The following is a 14,805-nucleotide window of genomic DNA, read 5'->3' on the forward strand; positions in this document are numbered from 1 at the left end:
GCGTTTCTTCTGAACTCAGCAGGAGAGTGACGATGGCGCGGCGGAAAGATCCCTGGACGACCCTGGCCTTCGACAGCTGGGCGCTGGGGCTGGAGGCCTCTTCGGTCATCGGCCTGCGCATGATGAAACTGGCCGCCGGCGGCGCGGCCGCCCAGGCCGAGGCCCAGCTGATGGTCGGAGAAAAGGTCGCTGCGGGCCTGACCCTGCCGATGCTGGCCATGACCGGCCAGCTGGGGGCTTCCGGCCCCGCCATCGCCTCGGGCTCGCTGGCCCACCTGCGCAAGAAGGTGCGGGCCAACCGCCGACGGTTGGCGAAGGGCTAGACCTCTTCCACCACCAGCCCCAACCGCCCCTGCACCGCCTTCACATAGGTCGGCCCCACCGGCACGGCGACGCCGTCGCGTAGGACCAGGGCGATCAGGCCCTTGCCCAGGCGGTTGATGGCTTCGACCCGGTCCGGGCTGACGAAGGCCGAGCGGTGGACACGGATCATCTTGCTCGGATCCAGCCCCTGCTCCAAGGCGCTCATGGTGATGCGGTGGATGTGGCTGCGGGTGGCGGTGTGCAGCAGGACATAGTCCTTGGCCGCCTCGATCCAGTCGATTTCGCTGACCGCCACGCGGATATGGCCCTGGCGGGTCGTCACCCATATGCCGTCCAGATCCCCCTCGCGGGCCGGCGCCGTGGCCTCGACCTGCTGTTCATAGGCGCGCTGCAAGGTGCGACGGCGGCGGGCCCGCTCGACGGCCTGGCGCAGGCGGTCGAAACGCACGGGCTTCAAGAGATAGTCGGCGGCCTCGACGGCGAAGGCGTCGGCGGCATAGACCTCGAAGGCGGTGACGAAGACGATCTCGGGCCGCGCCTCGGGCGGCAATTCAGACGCCAGGGCCAGGCCGGAGAGTTCGGGCATCTGGATGTCCAGCATGACCAGGTCCGGCGCCAGCTCGGCGATCGCCTGCCCGGCCTCGCGGCCGTTGCGCGCCACGCCGACCAGCTTGGTGTCGGGAATCTGGGCGAACAGGGCCGACAGCCGTTCCAGCGCCGCCGGCTCATCGTCGACCAGAAGGACCTTCAGCTCCATCACGCCGCCCTCGCCCGCGACAGGGTTTCCAGTTTCAAGGGGATGCGGATCAGCACCAGGTAGCCGCGCTCACGTGGCGCCGCCTGCAGGACGCCCCGCGCGCCGTACAGCACCTCCAGCCGCTGGCGAACATTGGTCAGGCCCACACCCATGCCCGTCGAAGGATGGGCGGCGGCCTCCCCGTCATCCTCAACGATCACCACCAGGTCGTCGCCATCGCGCGAGGCCTCCAGGCGAATGGTCACCGGACGACTGGTCGGGGCGACGCCGTGCTTGACCGCGTTCTCGATCAACGGCTGCAGGATGAAGCTGGGCACCACCGCCCCGCGCAGCTCGGGCGGGCACGAGAACTCCAGGCCCAGCCGGTCGCGGAACCGGACGCTCTCGATTTCCAGATAGGCCTGCAGGGTGGCCAGCTCGTCGTCCAGCGTGATCATCGCCTGCGGATCGGCCGCCAGGGTCAAGCGCAGGAACTCGGCCAGGCGGGCCAGCATCGACTCGGCCTCCTCGTTGCGGCCGGTGATCACCGAGGCGCTGACGGCGTTCAGGGTGTTGAACAGGAAGTGCGGATTGAGCTGGTAGCGCAGCGCCGCTAGCCGCGCGGCGCTGGCCTGGCTCTCGGCGGCCAGGGCCTGGGCGCGGGCGTCGGCCAGCTGCTGGTCGCGCTCGCGGGTCACCCGCACGGCGATCATCATCAGATAAAGCGCGCCCAGCAACGCGAACATCCAGGCGCCGACCATGAACTGGCTGACGCTGCGGGCCGCGATGACGCGCACCGTGGGATGTGTTCCGTCCAGCAGCGCCCGCATGTGGCCGCCGATGATGAGGTCCGACGCGGCCATCACCAGGCCCAGGCCGACCACGGCCGGGACCAGGGCCGCGAAACGCACCGGCCGGTCGTCGTCGCGCGCGGTGCGGGCGGCGCGGACATAGACCAGGCCCGAGAGCAGCGCCCCCAGGCCCATGAACAGGAAGTGGCTGGCCAGCACGCCCGGCAGGGGCGGCTTGCCGGTGGCGATGTACGGCAGGGCAAACAGCAGCGTGTCCAGACCCCAGACGGCCAGGGTCAGGAACAGCGCGTGTCTGAAAAGCTCCGACTTCAGCCCGACGTCGATATCTTTCATGGGCGCAGTCTAGCGAAAGCCGCGCTTTTCGCAGCCCTCGTCCGACGCACCGCTGTCCGGTTTCGTCGCTCCAGCGCCGCGTCATATGGCCTGGTCGCAAGCGGACTGACACCCTTCACAGATGGCGCGACCACTAGGCGGTCCTTCCGGGCGAGCGAGACGTCGACCCTCAGTACGCCCTGCTCCCGCCTGGGAGGACGCTCCCGAACTAAAAAGAAGGCGCGCCCGGCTCAGGCGCGCCTTTGATTTTCCAAGATCAGCCGCGGCCGCGATAGGCCGGCACGCCCTGGTCGGGCAGCCACAGGCCTTCCGGCGGCGCGCCGGTCTGCCAGAACACGTCGATCGGGATGCCGCCGCGCGGGTACCAGTAGCCGCCGATGCGCAGCCAGCGCGGCTCGGCGATCTCGACGATCTTGCGACCGATCTTGACCGTGCAGTCCTCGTGGAACGAGCCGTGGTTGCGGAAGCTGGTCAGGTACAGTTTCAGCGACTTGCTCTCGATCAGCCAGTCGCCCGGCGCGTAGTCGATCACGAGGTGGGCGAAGTCGGGCTGCCCGGTGACGGGGCACAGCGAGGTGAACTCCGGCGCGACGAAGCGGGCCAGGTACAGCGTATCGCTCTGCGGATTGGGCACGCGCTCGAGGACGGCGGCCTCGGGGCTTTCGGGGGCGTCGACGACGCGGCCCAGCTGGGTGACGTTGAGATCGGTCATCGCCGCGATTTAGGCCTCCCACAGCCGCGAGACAAGCCGCACGGGCCTCGCTACAACGTCGCAAACAGATGTTCGGGAGAGAGACATGCGGGACTTCGACGGTTTCACGGTGGTGATCACGGGCGCGTCCACGGGCCTGGGCCGCGCGATCGCGGTCGAGGTGGCTCGGCGCGGCGCGGGCCTGGTGGTGGTCAACTACGCCCGCAGCGCCGACGAGGCCGCCGAGACGGCCCGCCTGGTCGAGGCCGAGGGCAGCAAGGCCGTCCTGGTCCAGGGCGACGTCGCCAATGACGAGGACTGCAAGAAGATCGTCGCCGCCGCCGAGCCGACGGGCCGCATCGACGCCCTGTTCAACAATGCCGGCATGACCAAGTTCGCGCCCAACCACGCCGACCTGGACGCGGTGAACGCCGAGGACTTCCTCAAGCTCTATTCGGTCAATGTGGTGGGCGCCTTCCAGATGGTCCGCGCCGCCCGCGCCCTGCTGGAGGCCGCGCCCTCGCCCGGCGCCGTAGTCAACACCGCCTCGATCGCCGGCGTGGTCGGCAACGGTTCTTCGGTGCCCTATGCCGCGTCCAAGGGCGCGATGACGACCATGACCCTGTCGCTGGCCCGGGCTCTCGGTCCGCGCATCCGCGTCAACGCCGTCAATCCGGGCTTCATCGACACGCCGTGGTTCAAGAACATGCCCGAGGAGTCGCTGGAGCGTCTGCGGGCCGGCGCCGCGGCCGCCACGCCGCTGAAGGTCGCCTCGACCGCCGAGGACATCGCCGGCGCGGCCGTGTTCCTGGCCTCGCCCGCCTCACGGCACGTCACCGGAGAGACTCTGCTGGTTGACGCGGGGCTTCACCTGGGCGGAGCGAGTCTTTCTATGAGGTAAAAAGCACAGACAAGCCGCATTCGGTTTTCCGTCAGCTGTGACTTAGCTGCGCCTATTCTGAAGCAAAATCGTCACACAGCGCCTAAACTTTAAGCGGCGGCTGCCCTTCTTGCTGGCGTTCGGATTCCCCTGATTGCAACTAAAGGCGCGCCCCCGACACATCAGTCAGGGACGCAATGCGCTTGCAGGCGCCGTCGGGGCTCGGGAACCAACCCGGGAGACGACACAGAAAAGGGGATAGAATTATGAAAGCCATGAAGATCGCGCTGGCCGCCGCCGCCGCCACCGTCGCCCTGTCGGGCGCCGCGATGGCCGAGGAGCTGAAGCTCTCGTACAACCTCGGCGTGACCAGCGACTACGTTTTCCGCGGCGTCAGCCAAACCCAGGAAGACCCGGCCATCCAAGGCGGCGTCGACCTGACCTCGGGCATCGTCTACGCGGGCGTCTGGGCCTCGAACGTCGACTTCGGCGCCGATGACCCGACCGCCGAGGTCGACTTCTACGCCGGCATCCGTCCGACCATCGGCGACACCTCGATCGACCTGGGCGTGCTGTACTACGGCTACGTCAAGGACAAGGGCCTGACCCCCGGTTCGTACGGCTACACCGAGTTCAAGGCCGCCGCCTCGCGTCCGCTGGGCCCGGCAACCGTCGGCCTGGCCGTCTACTGGTCGCCGGAATTCCCGGGCAAGACCGGCGACGCCGTGTACTACGAAGTCAACGGCGCCGTGCCGCTGATGGACAAGCTGACCCTGAGCGGCGCCCTGGGCCACCAGGAAATCGACAAGGCCGGCGACTACGCCACCTGGAACATCGGCGTCACCTACGCCGTCACCGAAAAGCTGGGCCTGGACCTGCGCTACTCGGACACCGACGAGCACGGCTACGGCAAGATCTACGGCAGCCGCGTGGCTGTCGGCCTGAAGGCCGCGTTCTAAGCCTTACGGTTTAGGCTCCAAGACGAAGCCGCCCCGGTTCGCCGGGGCGGCTTTTTCTTTGCCTACGCCGGCGCTTTCGGCGGCCGCATGGCCAGCACGGCGACGAACACTACGGCGGTGACGGCCGCGAATAGCTGGAAGGTCGGACCAAAGCTGCCCAGCCGGTCGCGCATGGCCCCGGCGATGAACGGCCCCGCCGCCGAGACCGCGCCGACCAGGCAAGTCAGCGAGAAGAGCTCCAGATTGCTCTGGCGGCCGTAGTAGTTCAACAGCAGCACGGTCACGGCCAGCACAGTCAGGCCAAAGCCCACGCCCGTGCCGATGGCGTAGACCAGCATCAGGACCGGGCTCGCCGCATGGGCCAAGGCCAGCAGGCCGACGACCAGCATCCCTTGCGCGAAGACCAACAGCCAGCGCGGGTCGACGCGGTCGCCCAGGGCGCCGCCGGCCAGGCGGGCCAGGGTCTGCATCAGCGATTCCAGGCTCAGCATCTTGGCCGCCAGGGCGCCGGCCGCGACGGCCGCGACGCCAGCGGCGACGCCCAGCTCGGTCAGGTGGGTCACCGAGACGCTGGCCACGGTCACGCCCACCAGCAGGTGCGAGAAATAGGCGGCGACCAGGATGTAGAACTGCGGCGTGCGCAGGGCCTGCTGCACCGTCCACTCGTGCGACGTGCGATAGACGCGGGCGTCGGCGGGGGCCTGGCGGGCCTCCTGCTCGACCTCGAGATCGACTTCGTGCGCGGCTTCCGCCAGCCACTTGGTCCCGCCGACCATCATCGCGCAGATCAGGCCAACCACGGCCGCCAGCGCCGCCTGGACGATCCAGTACAGCCGCCAGTCATTGCCGCTGCCGCCCATCAGGGTCAGGGCCATCCACGGCCCGGCCGCGCCGCCCAGCGAGCCGAAGGTGAAGTAGATGCCGAACGGCAGGGCGCGCTTGCGAAACAGCGACGACAGCACGTGCGTGCCGGGGATCAGCGCCGCCATCTGGAAACCGACGCCGCACGCGGCCGCGCCGGCATAGTAGCTGAGCAGGCTCTCGGAATTGGCCAATCCTAAGAACCCGCCCGCCAGCACGGCCGCGCCAGCCAACAGGGTCCCGCGCACGCCGATCTTGCGGATCAGGATGGCCGGCAGCCAGGACGAGGCGCCGGTGAAGACGCCCAGCACGGAAAAGCCCAGGAACGCCTTCTCGAAGCTCCACTTCAGCTCGCCGATCATGGCCGGCAGGACGACGCCCAGCGAGCCGTAGGTCGAGGCGGTGATCAGGAACAGCAGCAGGCTGAACCCGGCCAGCAGCAACCAGGGACGGAAGCGGTCTTGAGTGTTGGTCACGATCAGAACGTCCGCTTCAGGGTGGCCCGCCATTCCCGCCCCTTGCCCGGCAAGGCGCCGAGGTTGGCGTAGGTGTCGGCGTCGGGGGTGAAATAGAACTTGTCAAAGAGGTTATCGATGTTGACCGACAGGGTGTACGGCCCACGGTTCACGAAAGCTGAAGCATTGACCAGGCTGTAGGCCGGATACCGCACCGCGTTCTGCACCGTGCCCGCCGTGCGGCTGACATGGCTGACGCCCACCGTCGCGCCCGCCTGCCCCCAGTCGTAGCCCTTGCTGGTGTAGGTCCCGTACAGGCTGACCACCGACTTGGGCGTCAGGGTGTAGGCATAGTCGCCGCTGCGCCCCGGCAGGCTGTTGAACGCCCACACCACGTACGAGCCGCCATAACCCTGCGCCCCGGTCACGCCGGCGGCATAGGCCGGGATGTACTGGAACGACGTATCCGGCCCCTTCACCGTCGTGCGCTGGCTGTTGCCGGCGAAGGTGAAGGACAGGCGCTCTGACGCCAGCCAACGGACTTCCAACTCGACGCCCTTGGCCCGCGTGCCCTGCACGGTCGGCGGCGAGATCGCCCCGGCGATCTGGGTGCGGTTCTGCTCATAGGCGGCCAGCGAGCCGATCAGGGTCCCGCGCAGCAGCTGGAACTTCACGCCGGCCTCGGTCAGGTCCGAGCTCGACAGCCACGAGCCGTCGGCCACCAGGTTCGGCGCGACGTCGCCAGCCTGGCTCATCTCCAGCGCGGCGGCCTTGGCGTAGCTGACATAGGGCATCAGGCCCAGCGGCAGCTTGTAGGTCAGGCTGGCGCTGTAGGTGGCCTTGTCGCGGTCGCCCTTCTGCAAGCCCGCGGGCACGTAGGACAGGATGCCGGTGTCCTGGCTCTCGACACTGTAGTGATCCCAGCGGCCGCCCAGCACCAGGTTAAGCCGACCGACGTCGATGTCCGAGGTGACGAAGACGCCCGTCTGCTTCCACTTGGAGCGGTTGTCGTTCTCCCACTGCACGCCGACGCCGCCCGGCTCGGCGTCGAACGGGCTGTCGATGGTGTCGGTGGCGGTGACGCCATGGCTGATGTCGCGGCGGTCCAGGGCGATCAGGCCGCTGTTGTAGCTCTCGCGCCGGCGGCCCTCGAACCAGCGGTGCGAACCGCCGACCAGGGTCTTGGCGCTGACCGCGCCGACCTGCGTCGGGAAGGCATAGGTCAGGCGGACCTCGCTGACCTTGGCGTCGACCGCTGAGGGGTAGCCGTAAGAGACGAAGCGCTTGTTGTCCTGGCGGTCGTGGAACAGCTGCAGCTTGATCGTGCGGTCGTTCCCCAAGTCCTTGGCCAGGTCGAAATACAGGGTCTGGGTGCTCGTTCTCGAGAAGTCGGCCGGGCTGATATAGACCGTGCGGCGATCCAGCTTGGTCGTGCCGACGCCGACATCCAGGGTGTGGGCCGTGTCGGTGGTCGGGAAGCCGTAGTACGGCAGGTACAGGGCGCTGGCGTAGGGATAGGCCCCGATCTCGTTGGGCGTCAGCTTGCCGTTGCCGTCCAGGTCCTTCAGCGTCGTGTCGCGGCCGGTGATGTAGGTACGGTTGTCGATCAGGTCCTGGGTCAGGCGGTTCCAGCCGGGCGTCTGCACGTCGCCTTCCGAGTGGAACACCATGCCGCCGAAGGCCGTGCTCCAGCCATTCCCGAGGTCGAAGTCGGACGAGACCTCCAGCGTCTGGTGACGCGGATAGACGCCCTTGTAGTAGCTATGGCTGTCCTCGACCTCGCCGTAGACCCAGACACCGCCGTCGGCCTTGCCCAGCGACACCGGCGCGCCGAACTGGCCGGTGACCAGCTTCTTGTTGTAGCTGCCGAAGGTGGCGGTGACCTCCCCTTCCGGCCCGACCAGGAAGCGGCCTTCGTCACGGGCCGATTTCGGGATGAAGTTGACCAGCCCCCCGACCTTGCCCGCGCCATAGACCGGGGTCGGCGGACCGCGCAGGATCTCGATGCGCGAGGCCCCGCCGATCGGGGTCGAATAGGTCCCCCGGTTCTCCACCCGCTTGAAGCCGCGGAAGTAGTTCTCGGCCAGGGTGCCGCGGATGTTGAGCGCGCCGGGCACGCCGTAGAAGCTGGCGGTGTGGGTCCCGGGCGAGACCTTGGTCGCGCCGTCCAGGGTCAGCACGCCGTAGCGCTCCAGGGTCAGGTCGCTGACCAGGCTGGCCGAGCGCGGCGTCTCGATCAGCGGCTTGGCGATGCCGAACACCGTCTGGCTCGGCTGCTTCTCCAGCAGGCCCGCCTTGTCGCGCGCCACGATCACCACCGCGTCGACCTGGTCAGTGATCTGGGTCTCGGCCAGCGCGGGCGAGGCCAGCAAGGTCAGGGCGGAAGCGGACAGAAGCGCGGTCTTGAACATCGGGAGCATGGCCTTCACGCCGCCGGGTCCCGGCGGTTCACGCCCCGATATCTGGGAACGCCATGACGTTCGTCAAAATGCCTTCTGACATTTCAGTTTAGATTGCGAAGACGCTGTGGCGCCAATGCCTCAGCTTCCGTAGCGACCGCTAGGCGGCGCCGACGTGCGGGCGGGTCTGGGCCTCGGGCTGGACGTTCAGGATCCGCAGCATGGCCTGGCGCGAGGCCTCGGCGTCGCCGCCGGCGATGACGCGGGCGACCTGGCGATGCTCCTCGATCTCATCCATCAGCTCCTGCTCGGTGGCGCCGTTGAACGAGAACACCCAGAAGCGGGCGGCCTTGTGCTGCAGGGGGATCAGGATCCGGGCCAAGGCGAGGTTGCCCGAGGCCCGCGCCACTAGGGCGTGGAAGCGCAGGTCCATGGCCACCAGGGCCGGCAGGTCGCAGGTGCGGGCCGCTTCTTCACCTTCGGCGAAGACCTCGTACATGGCCTGGGCCTCGGCCTTGGACGCGTTGCGGGCGGCCAGCTGGGCGCAGTGCGGCTCGATCAGCACGCGGGCGTCGTAGCCCTGACGCAGCTCCACCAGGTCCAGCGGCGCGACCATGGTGCCCGAGCGGGCGCGGCGGATGACCAGACCCTCCAGCGCCAGCCGGCCCAGGGCGTCGCGCACCCCGGCCAGGCCGGTGTCGTAGTGAGCGGCCAGCGATTGCTCGTCCAACCGCGCCCCGGCCGGCAGCGCGCCCAGGATCAGGTCCAGCAGGATCCGCTCATAGACCTTGGTCTTCTGCAGGTCGGGCGACCAGTCCTCGAGCCCCGAGGAGTTGGCGACGTCCAGCACCAGGGTGCGGTTCAGCGAAGGCGAGACCATGAGCGATCCGTGAGAAGCGGTCGCTGATAGGTAGTGTGAAATTTCAGACGTGACCAGTCCGGATCAGAACGCCGGCACCACCGCCCCGGCGTACTTCTTCTCCAGGAACGCCTTCACGTCCGGCGAGGTCAGGGCCGCGGCCAGCTTCTGGACGCGCGGGTCGTCCTTGTTGTCCGGACGGCCGACCAGGTAGTTCACGTACGGGCTCGTCTTGTCCTCGGCGATCAGGGCGTCCTTGGACGGGTTCAGCTTGGCGTCCAGGGCGTAGTTGGTGTTGATCACCGCCAGGTCGACCTGATTGAGAATGCGCGGCAGGGCCGGCGCTTCCAGCTCCTTGAACTTCAGGTTCTTGGGGTTGCTGGTGATGTCCTTCAGGGTCGACAGGTCGCTGGCGTTCTTCAGGGTGATGATGTTGTTGCGGGCCAGCAGCAGCAGGCTGCGCGCCTCGGTGCTGGCGTCGTTCGGGATAGCCACGGTAGCGCCGTTCGGCACCTCGGCGATCGACTTCCACTTGGTCGAATAGGCGCCGATCGGCTCGACATGGACGCCGGTGATCGTCACCAGCTCGGTGCCGTGGTCGCGGTTGAAGTCCTCCAGATACGGCAGGGTCTGGAAGTAGTTCACGTCGATGCGCTTCTCGGCGACCTGGGTGTTGGGCTGGACGTAGTCGTTGAACACCTTGATCTCGATGTTCAGCCCCTCGGCGGCCAGCTTCGGCTTGATGAACTCCAGCACCTCGGCGTGCGGCACGGCGGTGGCGGCCACGATCAGGGTGTTGGCGGCGCCGGCCTTGGGCGCCTTGGGCCCGCAAGCAACCAAGGTCATGGCGGCGAGGCCGAGAACGAGAATAGCGCGGCGGGCGACCATGAACGGCTCCATAAGGCGATCTGACGGGTAGGGTTTTGCCCGCTCAGGCGCGCCAGAGGAAATCAGATTTCCTGAGGGGCCGTCGAGCGATCACTTGACCGCCCCTGCGAACAGGCGGCTTGGATGGGGATGGCCAAAGAAACCGTCCACATCGTGCAGTCCTATATCGCCGGACGCGGCAAGGGCCTGAAGGCCGAACAGCAGGTCGGCTGCAAGACGGCCGAAGAGGCGCGCCGCAAGGCCGAGCGCCTGGCCCCGCTGCGCGAAGGCGTCGTGGCCTTCACGGTCAGCGCCGACGTCGAGCTGGGCGACTATGACGAGAACCCGGACATCCTGTTCAAGGCCGGCCGGCTGCCGCACCCGTTCGACCAGGCTTGAGGGCCCGAAACCTCGTCCTTCGACAAGCTCAGGATGAGGTTTCTACTTGGACGCCAGCACTAGTCCTCACCCTGAGCCTGTCGAAGGGCGAGGACGGCCCCGCGGCCTCAGTCTTCGTCGTTGGCGGCTTCCGGGACGTCCGGGTCGCCATGAATGGCCCAGTTGGCGATGAAGTCCGGCTTGTCGCCGGCCAGCGTCGTGACGCCCGCTTCGGCCGCCTGGATGGCCGAGGTCTGGGGCGGCAGGGTGTAGGTGTCGCCGTCGTGCTCGCCCATCAGGTCCAGCACGATGCCCTCGGCCTCGGTGGCGTCGATGACCACGCCGAAGAACTGCTGGCGCTCGGCCACCTCGCCGTCGTCGTCGAGGAAGGTCAGGTTCATCAGCAGGGTCTTGCCGATCAGGGTCTGCGCGAAGGCGTCGTCCCAGTGGTGGTCGGTATCGATATCGTCGGTCATCTCGAAAGCTCTATTTGTGGGAGACACGGCGCACCACCGCGTCGCCGATCATCTGCAGCACCTGCACCAGCACCAGCATCAGCACCACGGTCACGACCATGACGTCGGTCTGGAAGCGCTGGTAGCCGAAGCGGATGGCCAGGTCGCCCAGGCCGCCCGCGCCGACCACGCCAGCCATCGCGGTGTAGGACACCAGCGCCACGCCGGTCACGGTCGCGGCGGCGACCAGGCCCGGCAGCGCCTCGGGCAGCAGCGCGCCCAGCACCACCTGACGCCGCTTGGCGCCCATGGCGAAGCTGGCCTCGATCACGCCCTTGTCGACTTCGCGCAGGGCCGTCTCGACCAGGCGGGCGAAGAACGGCGCGGCGCCGGCGACCAGCGGCGGGATGGCCCCGGCCACGCCCAGCGAGGTGCCGACCAGCACCACGGTCAGCGGGATCATCACGATCAGCAGGATCACGAACGGCACCGAGCGCAGGATGTTGACCAGCAGCGACAGCACGCCGTTGGCGACGCGGTTCTCCAGCATCTGGCCCTTGCCGGTCAGGAACAGGATCACGCCCAGCGGCAGGCCCAGGATGACCGTCAGGATCATCGAGCCGCCCAGCATGGCGAGCGTATCAAGGGTAGCTTGGCCGATCTCGGCCCAATCGACGTTTTCCATCAGGCGGCTCCCCCGCTGAGATCCTCGACCCGGACACCAGCCGCCTCGAACTGCGCGATCGCGGCCTTCACGTCGCCGCCCGTTAGCGCCAGGGTCAGCTGGCCGTAGGGCGTCTCGCGCAGGCGGTGGATGCGCCCGCCCAGGATCGAATAGTCGACGCCGGTGGTGCGAGCGACCTCGCCCAGCACCGGCTTGTAGGTCGCCTCGCCGCGGAAGGTCAGGCGCACCAGGCGCCCGTCAATGCCGGCGGCCGAGACCTCGCCATCCGCCTCGCGCACGAAGCGGCGGGCGGTGTCGCTGGTCGGATGCAGGAAGACGTCCTCGACCGCGCCCTCTTCCACCACGCGGCCGGCTTCCAGCACGGCGACGCGGTCGCAGACGCGGCGGACCACGTCCATCTCGTGGGTGATCAAGACGATGGTCAGGCCCAGTTCGCGGTTCAGGCCCGAGATCAGGTCCAGGATCTGCTCGGTGGTCTCGGGGTCGAGAGCGCTGGTGGCCTCGTCGCACAGCAGGACCTTGGGATTGGTCGCCAGGGCGCGAGCGATGCCGACCCGCTGCTTCTGGCCGCCCGACAGCTGGGCGGGGAACTTGTTGGCATGTTCGGTCAGGCTCACGCGCTCCAGCAGCTCGGCCGTGCGCATCCTGACCTCGGCGGCCGGACGCCCGGCCAGCTTCAGCGGGAAGGCGACGTTCTGGGCGACGGTCTTGCCCGACAGCAGGTTGAAGTGCTGGAAGATCATCCCGACCCGGCGGCGCAGGGCCCGCAGCCCCTCGACGCCCAGGGCCGCCACGTCATCGCCGTCGACGATCACCTTGCCGCCGCTCGGCGTCTCCAGGCCGTTGATCAGCCGGATCAGGGTCGACTTGCCCGCGCCCGAGGCGCCGATCACGCCGAACACCTCGCCGGCCTTCACCGACAGCGAGACCTCGCTCAGGGCGGGCCGTCCGCCGGCCGAATAGGTCTTGGAAACAGCCTCGAAGGCGATCACGTCGAAGGTCCTGTGATTTTCGGAGCGCTGCACTTAGGCGCTCGCGCTCCGATAGTCGAGGCTAGGGCTGTTTGATAACGGCCCCGCCCTTCATCACGAACACCGGCTTTTCCAGCACCGTCACGTCGGCCAGCGGATCGCCCGAGACGGCGATGATGTCGCCGAAGCGCCCGACGGCGACCTGGCCGACGTCCTTGGTCTGGCCCAGGGCCTCGGCGGCGGTGAGCGTCGCGGCCTGGATCGCCTGCAAGGGCGTGGCGCCATAACGGACCATGACCGCGAACTGCTTGGCGTTGTCGCCGTGCGGATAGACCCCGGCGTCGGTGCCGTAGATCATCTTCACCCCGGCCTTCAGCGCCTTCTTGAAGTTCTGGCGCTGGATCTCGCCGATGTCGCGGTCCTTGCGCAGGTTGTCTTCCAGCACGCCGTTCTTCTTGCCCTCGGCCTGGGTGTAGTCGGTGTTGTAGATGTCCATCGAGAAGTAGGTCCCGTGCTGGATCGCCAGCTTGATGCCCTCGTCGTCGACCAGGCTGACGTGCTCGATGGTGTCGATGCCGGCCTTGATGGCCTCCTTGATGCCGCTGGCCCCGTGGGCGTGGGCGGCGACCTTCAGGCCGGCCATGTGGGCCTCATCTGCCACGGCGTGCATCTCTTCCTGCGTCAGCTGCTGCTGGCCCGGCTCGTCGCCGCGCGAGAAGACGCCGCCGGTCGCGCAGATCTTGATCACCTGGGCGCCGTACTTCTTCAGCGTCCGGACGACCTTCCGCGCCTCATCGGGGCTGTCGATATTGTAGGGGCTCTTCTCGTCCATCGACGGCGGGAAGAAGGTCGAGTCGCAGTGGCCGCCGGTAGCCCCGATCGCATAGGTCGCCGTGACCACGCGCGGCCCGACCACATAGCCGGCGTCGATCGCCTCGCGCAGGCCCACGTCGTCGAAGTCGGCCGAGCCGACATTGCGGATGGTGGTGAAGCCCGCCTCCAGCGTCTTCTTGGCATTGGCCACCTGGACCACGCTCCAGAAGCGGTCGCTGTATTCCAGGCTGTTGTAGCCGCCGATCTCGGCCAGGCCGTCGATGTGGGTGTGCATGTCGATCAGGCCCGGCAGCAGGGTCGCGCCCGGCAGGTCGACGAGCTTGGCCCCGGCCGGCGTGGCGTCGCCCTTCTTGCCGATGCTGGTGATGCGACCGTCGGTGACGATCACCAGCGGATTATCGACATACTTGCCCGTAGCCACGTCCAGCAGGCGGGCAGCGCTGACCGCCTCCACGTCTGCGGCATGCGCCGCGCCGGCCGCAAGCACCACCGCGGCCGCCGCGGCGGCTTTCATCCCCTTACCCATAAGCGTTCCGTCCCCGTCCAAATTTGAGCACGGCGACGCTATCACGGCAGTGGAAGGCGTCGAGGCCTAGTGCGGACCTACCGCGATCCGCCCAGCCAAGCTGGCGATAAAGCGATCAATACAAGCTTTGCCGCATAAATTGTAAAATGGTCGAGGAACCGACACAGAAGAACTTCGCTAACTCTCCAGTTCCGCTTGAACAACTTGACCGTTTCACCTCCCCGAAACATCAATCTACGGAGACTTAGCCATGACGAATAGCAAAGCTGTTCTCATTTCGGCCGCAATCGGCACGCTCTCGATTGGCGCCGCCTCTTCCGCCCTGGCGCAATCCAGCCCCCAAGCCTTGTCCGACCAGGCTCAGTACGAGTTCGCGGCGGACAACAACTGGATCGCCACCAACCTGCAGAAGCGCGTCGTGGCCGCGGCCCCGACCATTCCGAACCGCTTCAACCTGGCCACCGGCTATCAACGCACCGGCCGCCTCGAAACGGCCAAGGGCTACTACCAGACCCTGGCTGTCGAAGGTGAAGGCGTCGGGATGGAGCAAGGCTGGCGCAGCCGCAACTTCGACGTCGCCATGACCTCGGCCGACCGCCTGCTCTATATCGACTGGCTGCAGAACGGCGCTGCGCGTCGCTCGGGCGCGGTCGCGGCCGGCGAGGCGGCGACCAACGTGTCGGCCACGATCGGCGGCAACGGCGACGCCGAAGTCACCGACGAACAGGCCCGCGCCCTGGACCGCCAGGCCCGCACCGGCCGCTAGCACACGGCTTGCGC

At 67.8% G+C, this 14,805-nt stretch carries 16 protein-coding genes and 1 pseudogene; 5 read left to right on the plus strand and 12 right to left on the minus strand.

What is annotated here, in order from left to right:
* The first annotated feature begins 32 nt into the window (after positions 1 to 32).
* Positions 33 to 323 carry a hypothetical protein gene (locus AC07NF_RS24410; protein ID WP_492815159.1) on the plus strand — a complete coding sequence of 97 codons (291 nt, stop codon included), beginning with the start codon at positions 33 to 35 and terminating at the stop codon, positions 321 to 323.
* Here the strand turns inward: AC07NF_RS24410 and AC07NF_RS24415 are convergent.
* The 3 genes from AC07NF_RS24415 to queF form a co-directional block, all read right to left on the minus strand.
* Positions 320 to 1,081 carry a LytR/AlgR family response regulator transcription factor gene (locus AC07NF_RS24415; protein ID WP_494633300.1) on the minus strand — a complete coding sequence of 254 codons (762 nt, stop codon included), beginning with the start codon at positions 1,079 to 1,081 and terminating at the stop codon, positions 320 to 322. The genes AC07NF_RS24410 and AC07NF_RS24415 overlap by 4 nt on opposite strands.
* Positions 1,081 to 2,205: a sensor histidine kinase gene (locus AC07NF_RS24420; protein WP_494633301.1), complete on the minus strand. Its 1,125-nt coding sequence runs from the start codon at positions 2,203 to 2,205 to the stop codon at positions 1,081 to 1,083. The genes AC07NF_RS24415 and AC07NF_RS24420 overlap by 1 nt, the downstream gene beginning before the upstream one ends.
* 256 nt (positions 2,206 to 2,461) lie before the next feature.
* A complete protein-coding gene (gene queF, locus AC07NF_RS24425; RefSeq protein ID WP_492815155.1) occupies positions 2,462 to 2,917 on the minus strand; it encodes a preQ(1) synthase in 456 nt (151 codons plus the stop codon).
* Positions 2,918 to 3,002: 85 nt separating this feature from the next.
* Between queF and AC07NF_RS24430 the strand changes: the two genes are divergently transcribed.
* Together AC07NF_RS24430 and AC07NF_RS24435 are read left to right on the plus strand one after the other, a co-directional pair.
* Positions 3,003 to 3,797, plus strand: coding sequence for an SDR family NAD(P)-dependent oxidoreductase (locus AC07NF_RS24430; protein ID WP_494633302.1), 795 nt, complete (start codon positions 3,003 to 3,005; stop codon positions 3,795 to 3,797).
* Between the two features lie 245 nt (positions 3,798 to 4,042).
* The gene (locus AC07NF_RS24435; protein WP_492815152.1) at positions 4,043 to 4,735 is read left to right on the plus strand and encodes a TorF family putative porin; all 693 of its coding nucleotides are present in this window, start codon (positions 4,043 to 4,045) and stop codon (positions 4,733 to 4,735) included.
* A 62-nt stretch (positions 4,736 to 4,797) separates the two neighbouring features.
* Here AC07NF_RS24435 and AC07NF_RS24440 read toward each other — a convergent pair whose 3' ends face one another.
* The 4 genes from AC07NF_RS24440 to AC07NF_RS24455 all read right to left on the minus strand — a co-directional run bounded on the left by AC07NF_RS24440 (position 4,798) and on the right by AC07NF_RS24455 (position 10,209).
* A complete protein-coding gene (locus tag AC07NF_RS24440) occupies positions 4,798 to 6,105 on the minus strand; it encodes an MFS transporter (protein WP_494633303.1) in 1,308 nt (435 codons plus the stop codon).
* A complete protein-coding gene (locus tag AC07NF_RS24445) occupies positions 6,075 to 8,471 on the minus strand; it encodes a TonB-dependent siderophore receptor (RefSeq protein WP_494633450.1) in 2,397 nt (798 codons plus the stop codon). Before AC07NF_RS24445 ends, AC07NF_RS24440 begins: the two co-directional genes overlap by 31 nt.
* A gap of 139 nt (positions 8,472 to 8,610) precedes the next feature.
* Positions 8,611 to 9,330, minus strand: coding sequence for a GntR family transcriptional regulator (locus tag AC07NF_RS24450; protein ID WP_494633304.1), 720 nt, complete (start codon positions 9,328 to 9,330; stop codon positions 8,611 to 8,613).
* A gap of 63 nt (positions 9,331 to 9,393) precedes the next feature.
* The gene (locus AC07NF_RS24455) at positions 9,394 to 10,209 is read right to left on the minus strand and encodes a MetQ/NlpA family ABC transporter substrate-binding protein (protein WP_494633305.1); all 816 of its coding nucleotides are present in this window, start codon (positions 10,207 to 10,209) and stop codon (positions 9,394 to 9,396) included.
* Positions 10,210 to 10,326: 117 nt separating this feature from the next.
* Between AC07NF_RS24455 and AC07NF_RS24460 the strand changes: the two genes are divergently transcribed.
* Positions 10,327 to 10,575 (plus strand): hypothetical protein, encoded by a 249-nt coding sequence (locus tag AC07NF_RS24460; protein WP_454714592.1) that lies wholly within the window; start codon positions 10,327 to 10,329, stop codon positions 10,573 to 10,575.
* Between the two features lie 6 nt (positions 10,576 to 10,581).
* Here the strand turns inward: AC07NF_RS24460 and AC07NF_RS24465 are convergent.
* The 5 genes and pseudogenes from AC07NF_RS24465 to AC07NF_RS24485 all read right to left on the minus strand — a co-directional run.
* Positions 10,582 to 10,676: pseudogene (locus AC07NF_RS24465) on the minus strand (hypothetical protein); the annotation flags it as partial.
* A gap of 6 nt (positions 10,677 to 10,682) precedes the next feature.
* The gene (locus tag AC07NF_RS24470) at positions 10,683 to 11,030 is read right to left on the minus strand and encodes a hypothetical protein (protein ID WP_494633306.1); all 348 of its coding nucleotides are present in this window, start codon (positions 11,028 to 11,030) and stop codon (positions 10,683 to 10,685) included.
* Between the two features lie 10 nt (positions 11,031 to 11,040).
* On the minus strand, positions 11,041 to 11,694 hold the full coding sequence (locus AC07NF_RS24475) for a methionine ABC transporter permease (protein WP_492815142.1): 654 nt from the start codon (positions 11,692 to 11,694) through the stop codon (positions 11,041 to 11,043).
* Positions 11,694 to 12,686, minus strand: a complete 993-nt coding sequence (locus tag AC07NF_RS24480) for a methionine ABC transporter ATP-binding protein (RefSeq protein WP_494633451.1) — start codon at positions 12,684 to 12,686, stop codon at positions 11,694 to 11,696. Before AC07NF_RS24480 ends, AC07NF_RS24475 begins: the two co-directional genes overlap by 1 nt.
* 61 nt (positions 12,687 to 12,747) lie before the next feature.
* Positions 12,748 to 14,025 carry a Xaa-Pro dipeptidase gene (locus AC07NF_RS24485; protein WP_494633307.1) on the minus strand — a complete coding sequence of 426 codons (1,278 nt, stop codon included), beginning with the start codon at positions 14,023 to 14,025 and terminating at the stop codon, positions 12,748 to 12,750.
* 250 nt (positions 14,026 to 14,275) lie between these two features.
* Between AC07NF_RS24485 and AC07NF_RS24490 the strand changes: the two genes are divergently transcribed.
* Positions 14,276 to 14,791, plus strand: a complete 516-nt coding sequence (locus AC07NF_RS24490; RefSeq protein ID WP_494633308.1) for a hypothetical protein — start codon at positions 14,276 to 14,278, stop codon at positions 14,789 to 14,791.
* Positions 14,792 to 14,805 lie beyond the last annotated feature (14 nt).

This window comes from Caulobacter sp. GW821-FHT10A06 (genome assembly GCF_059415805.1).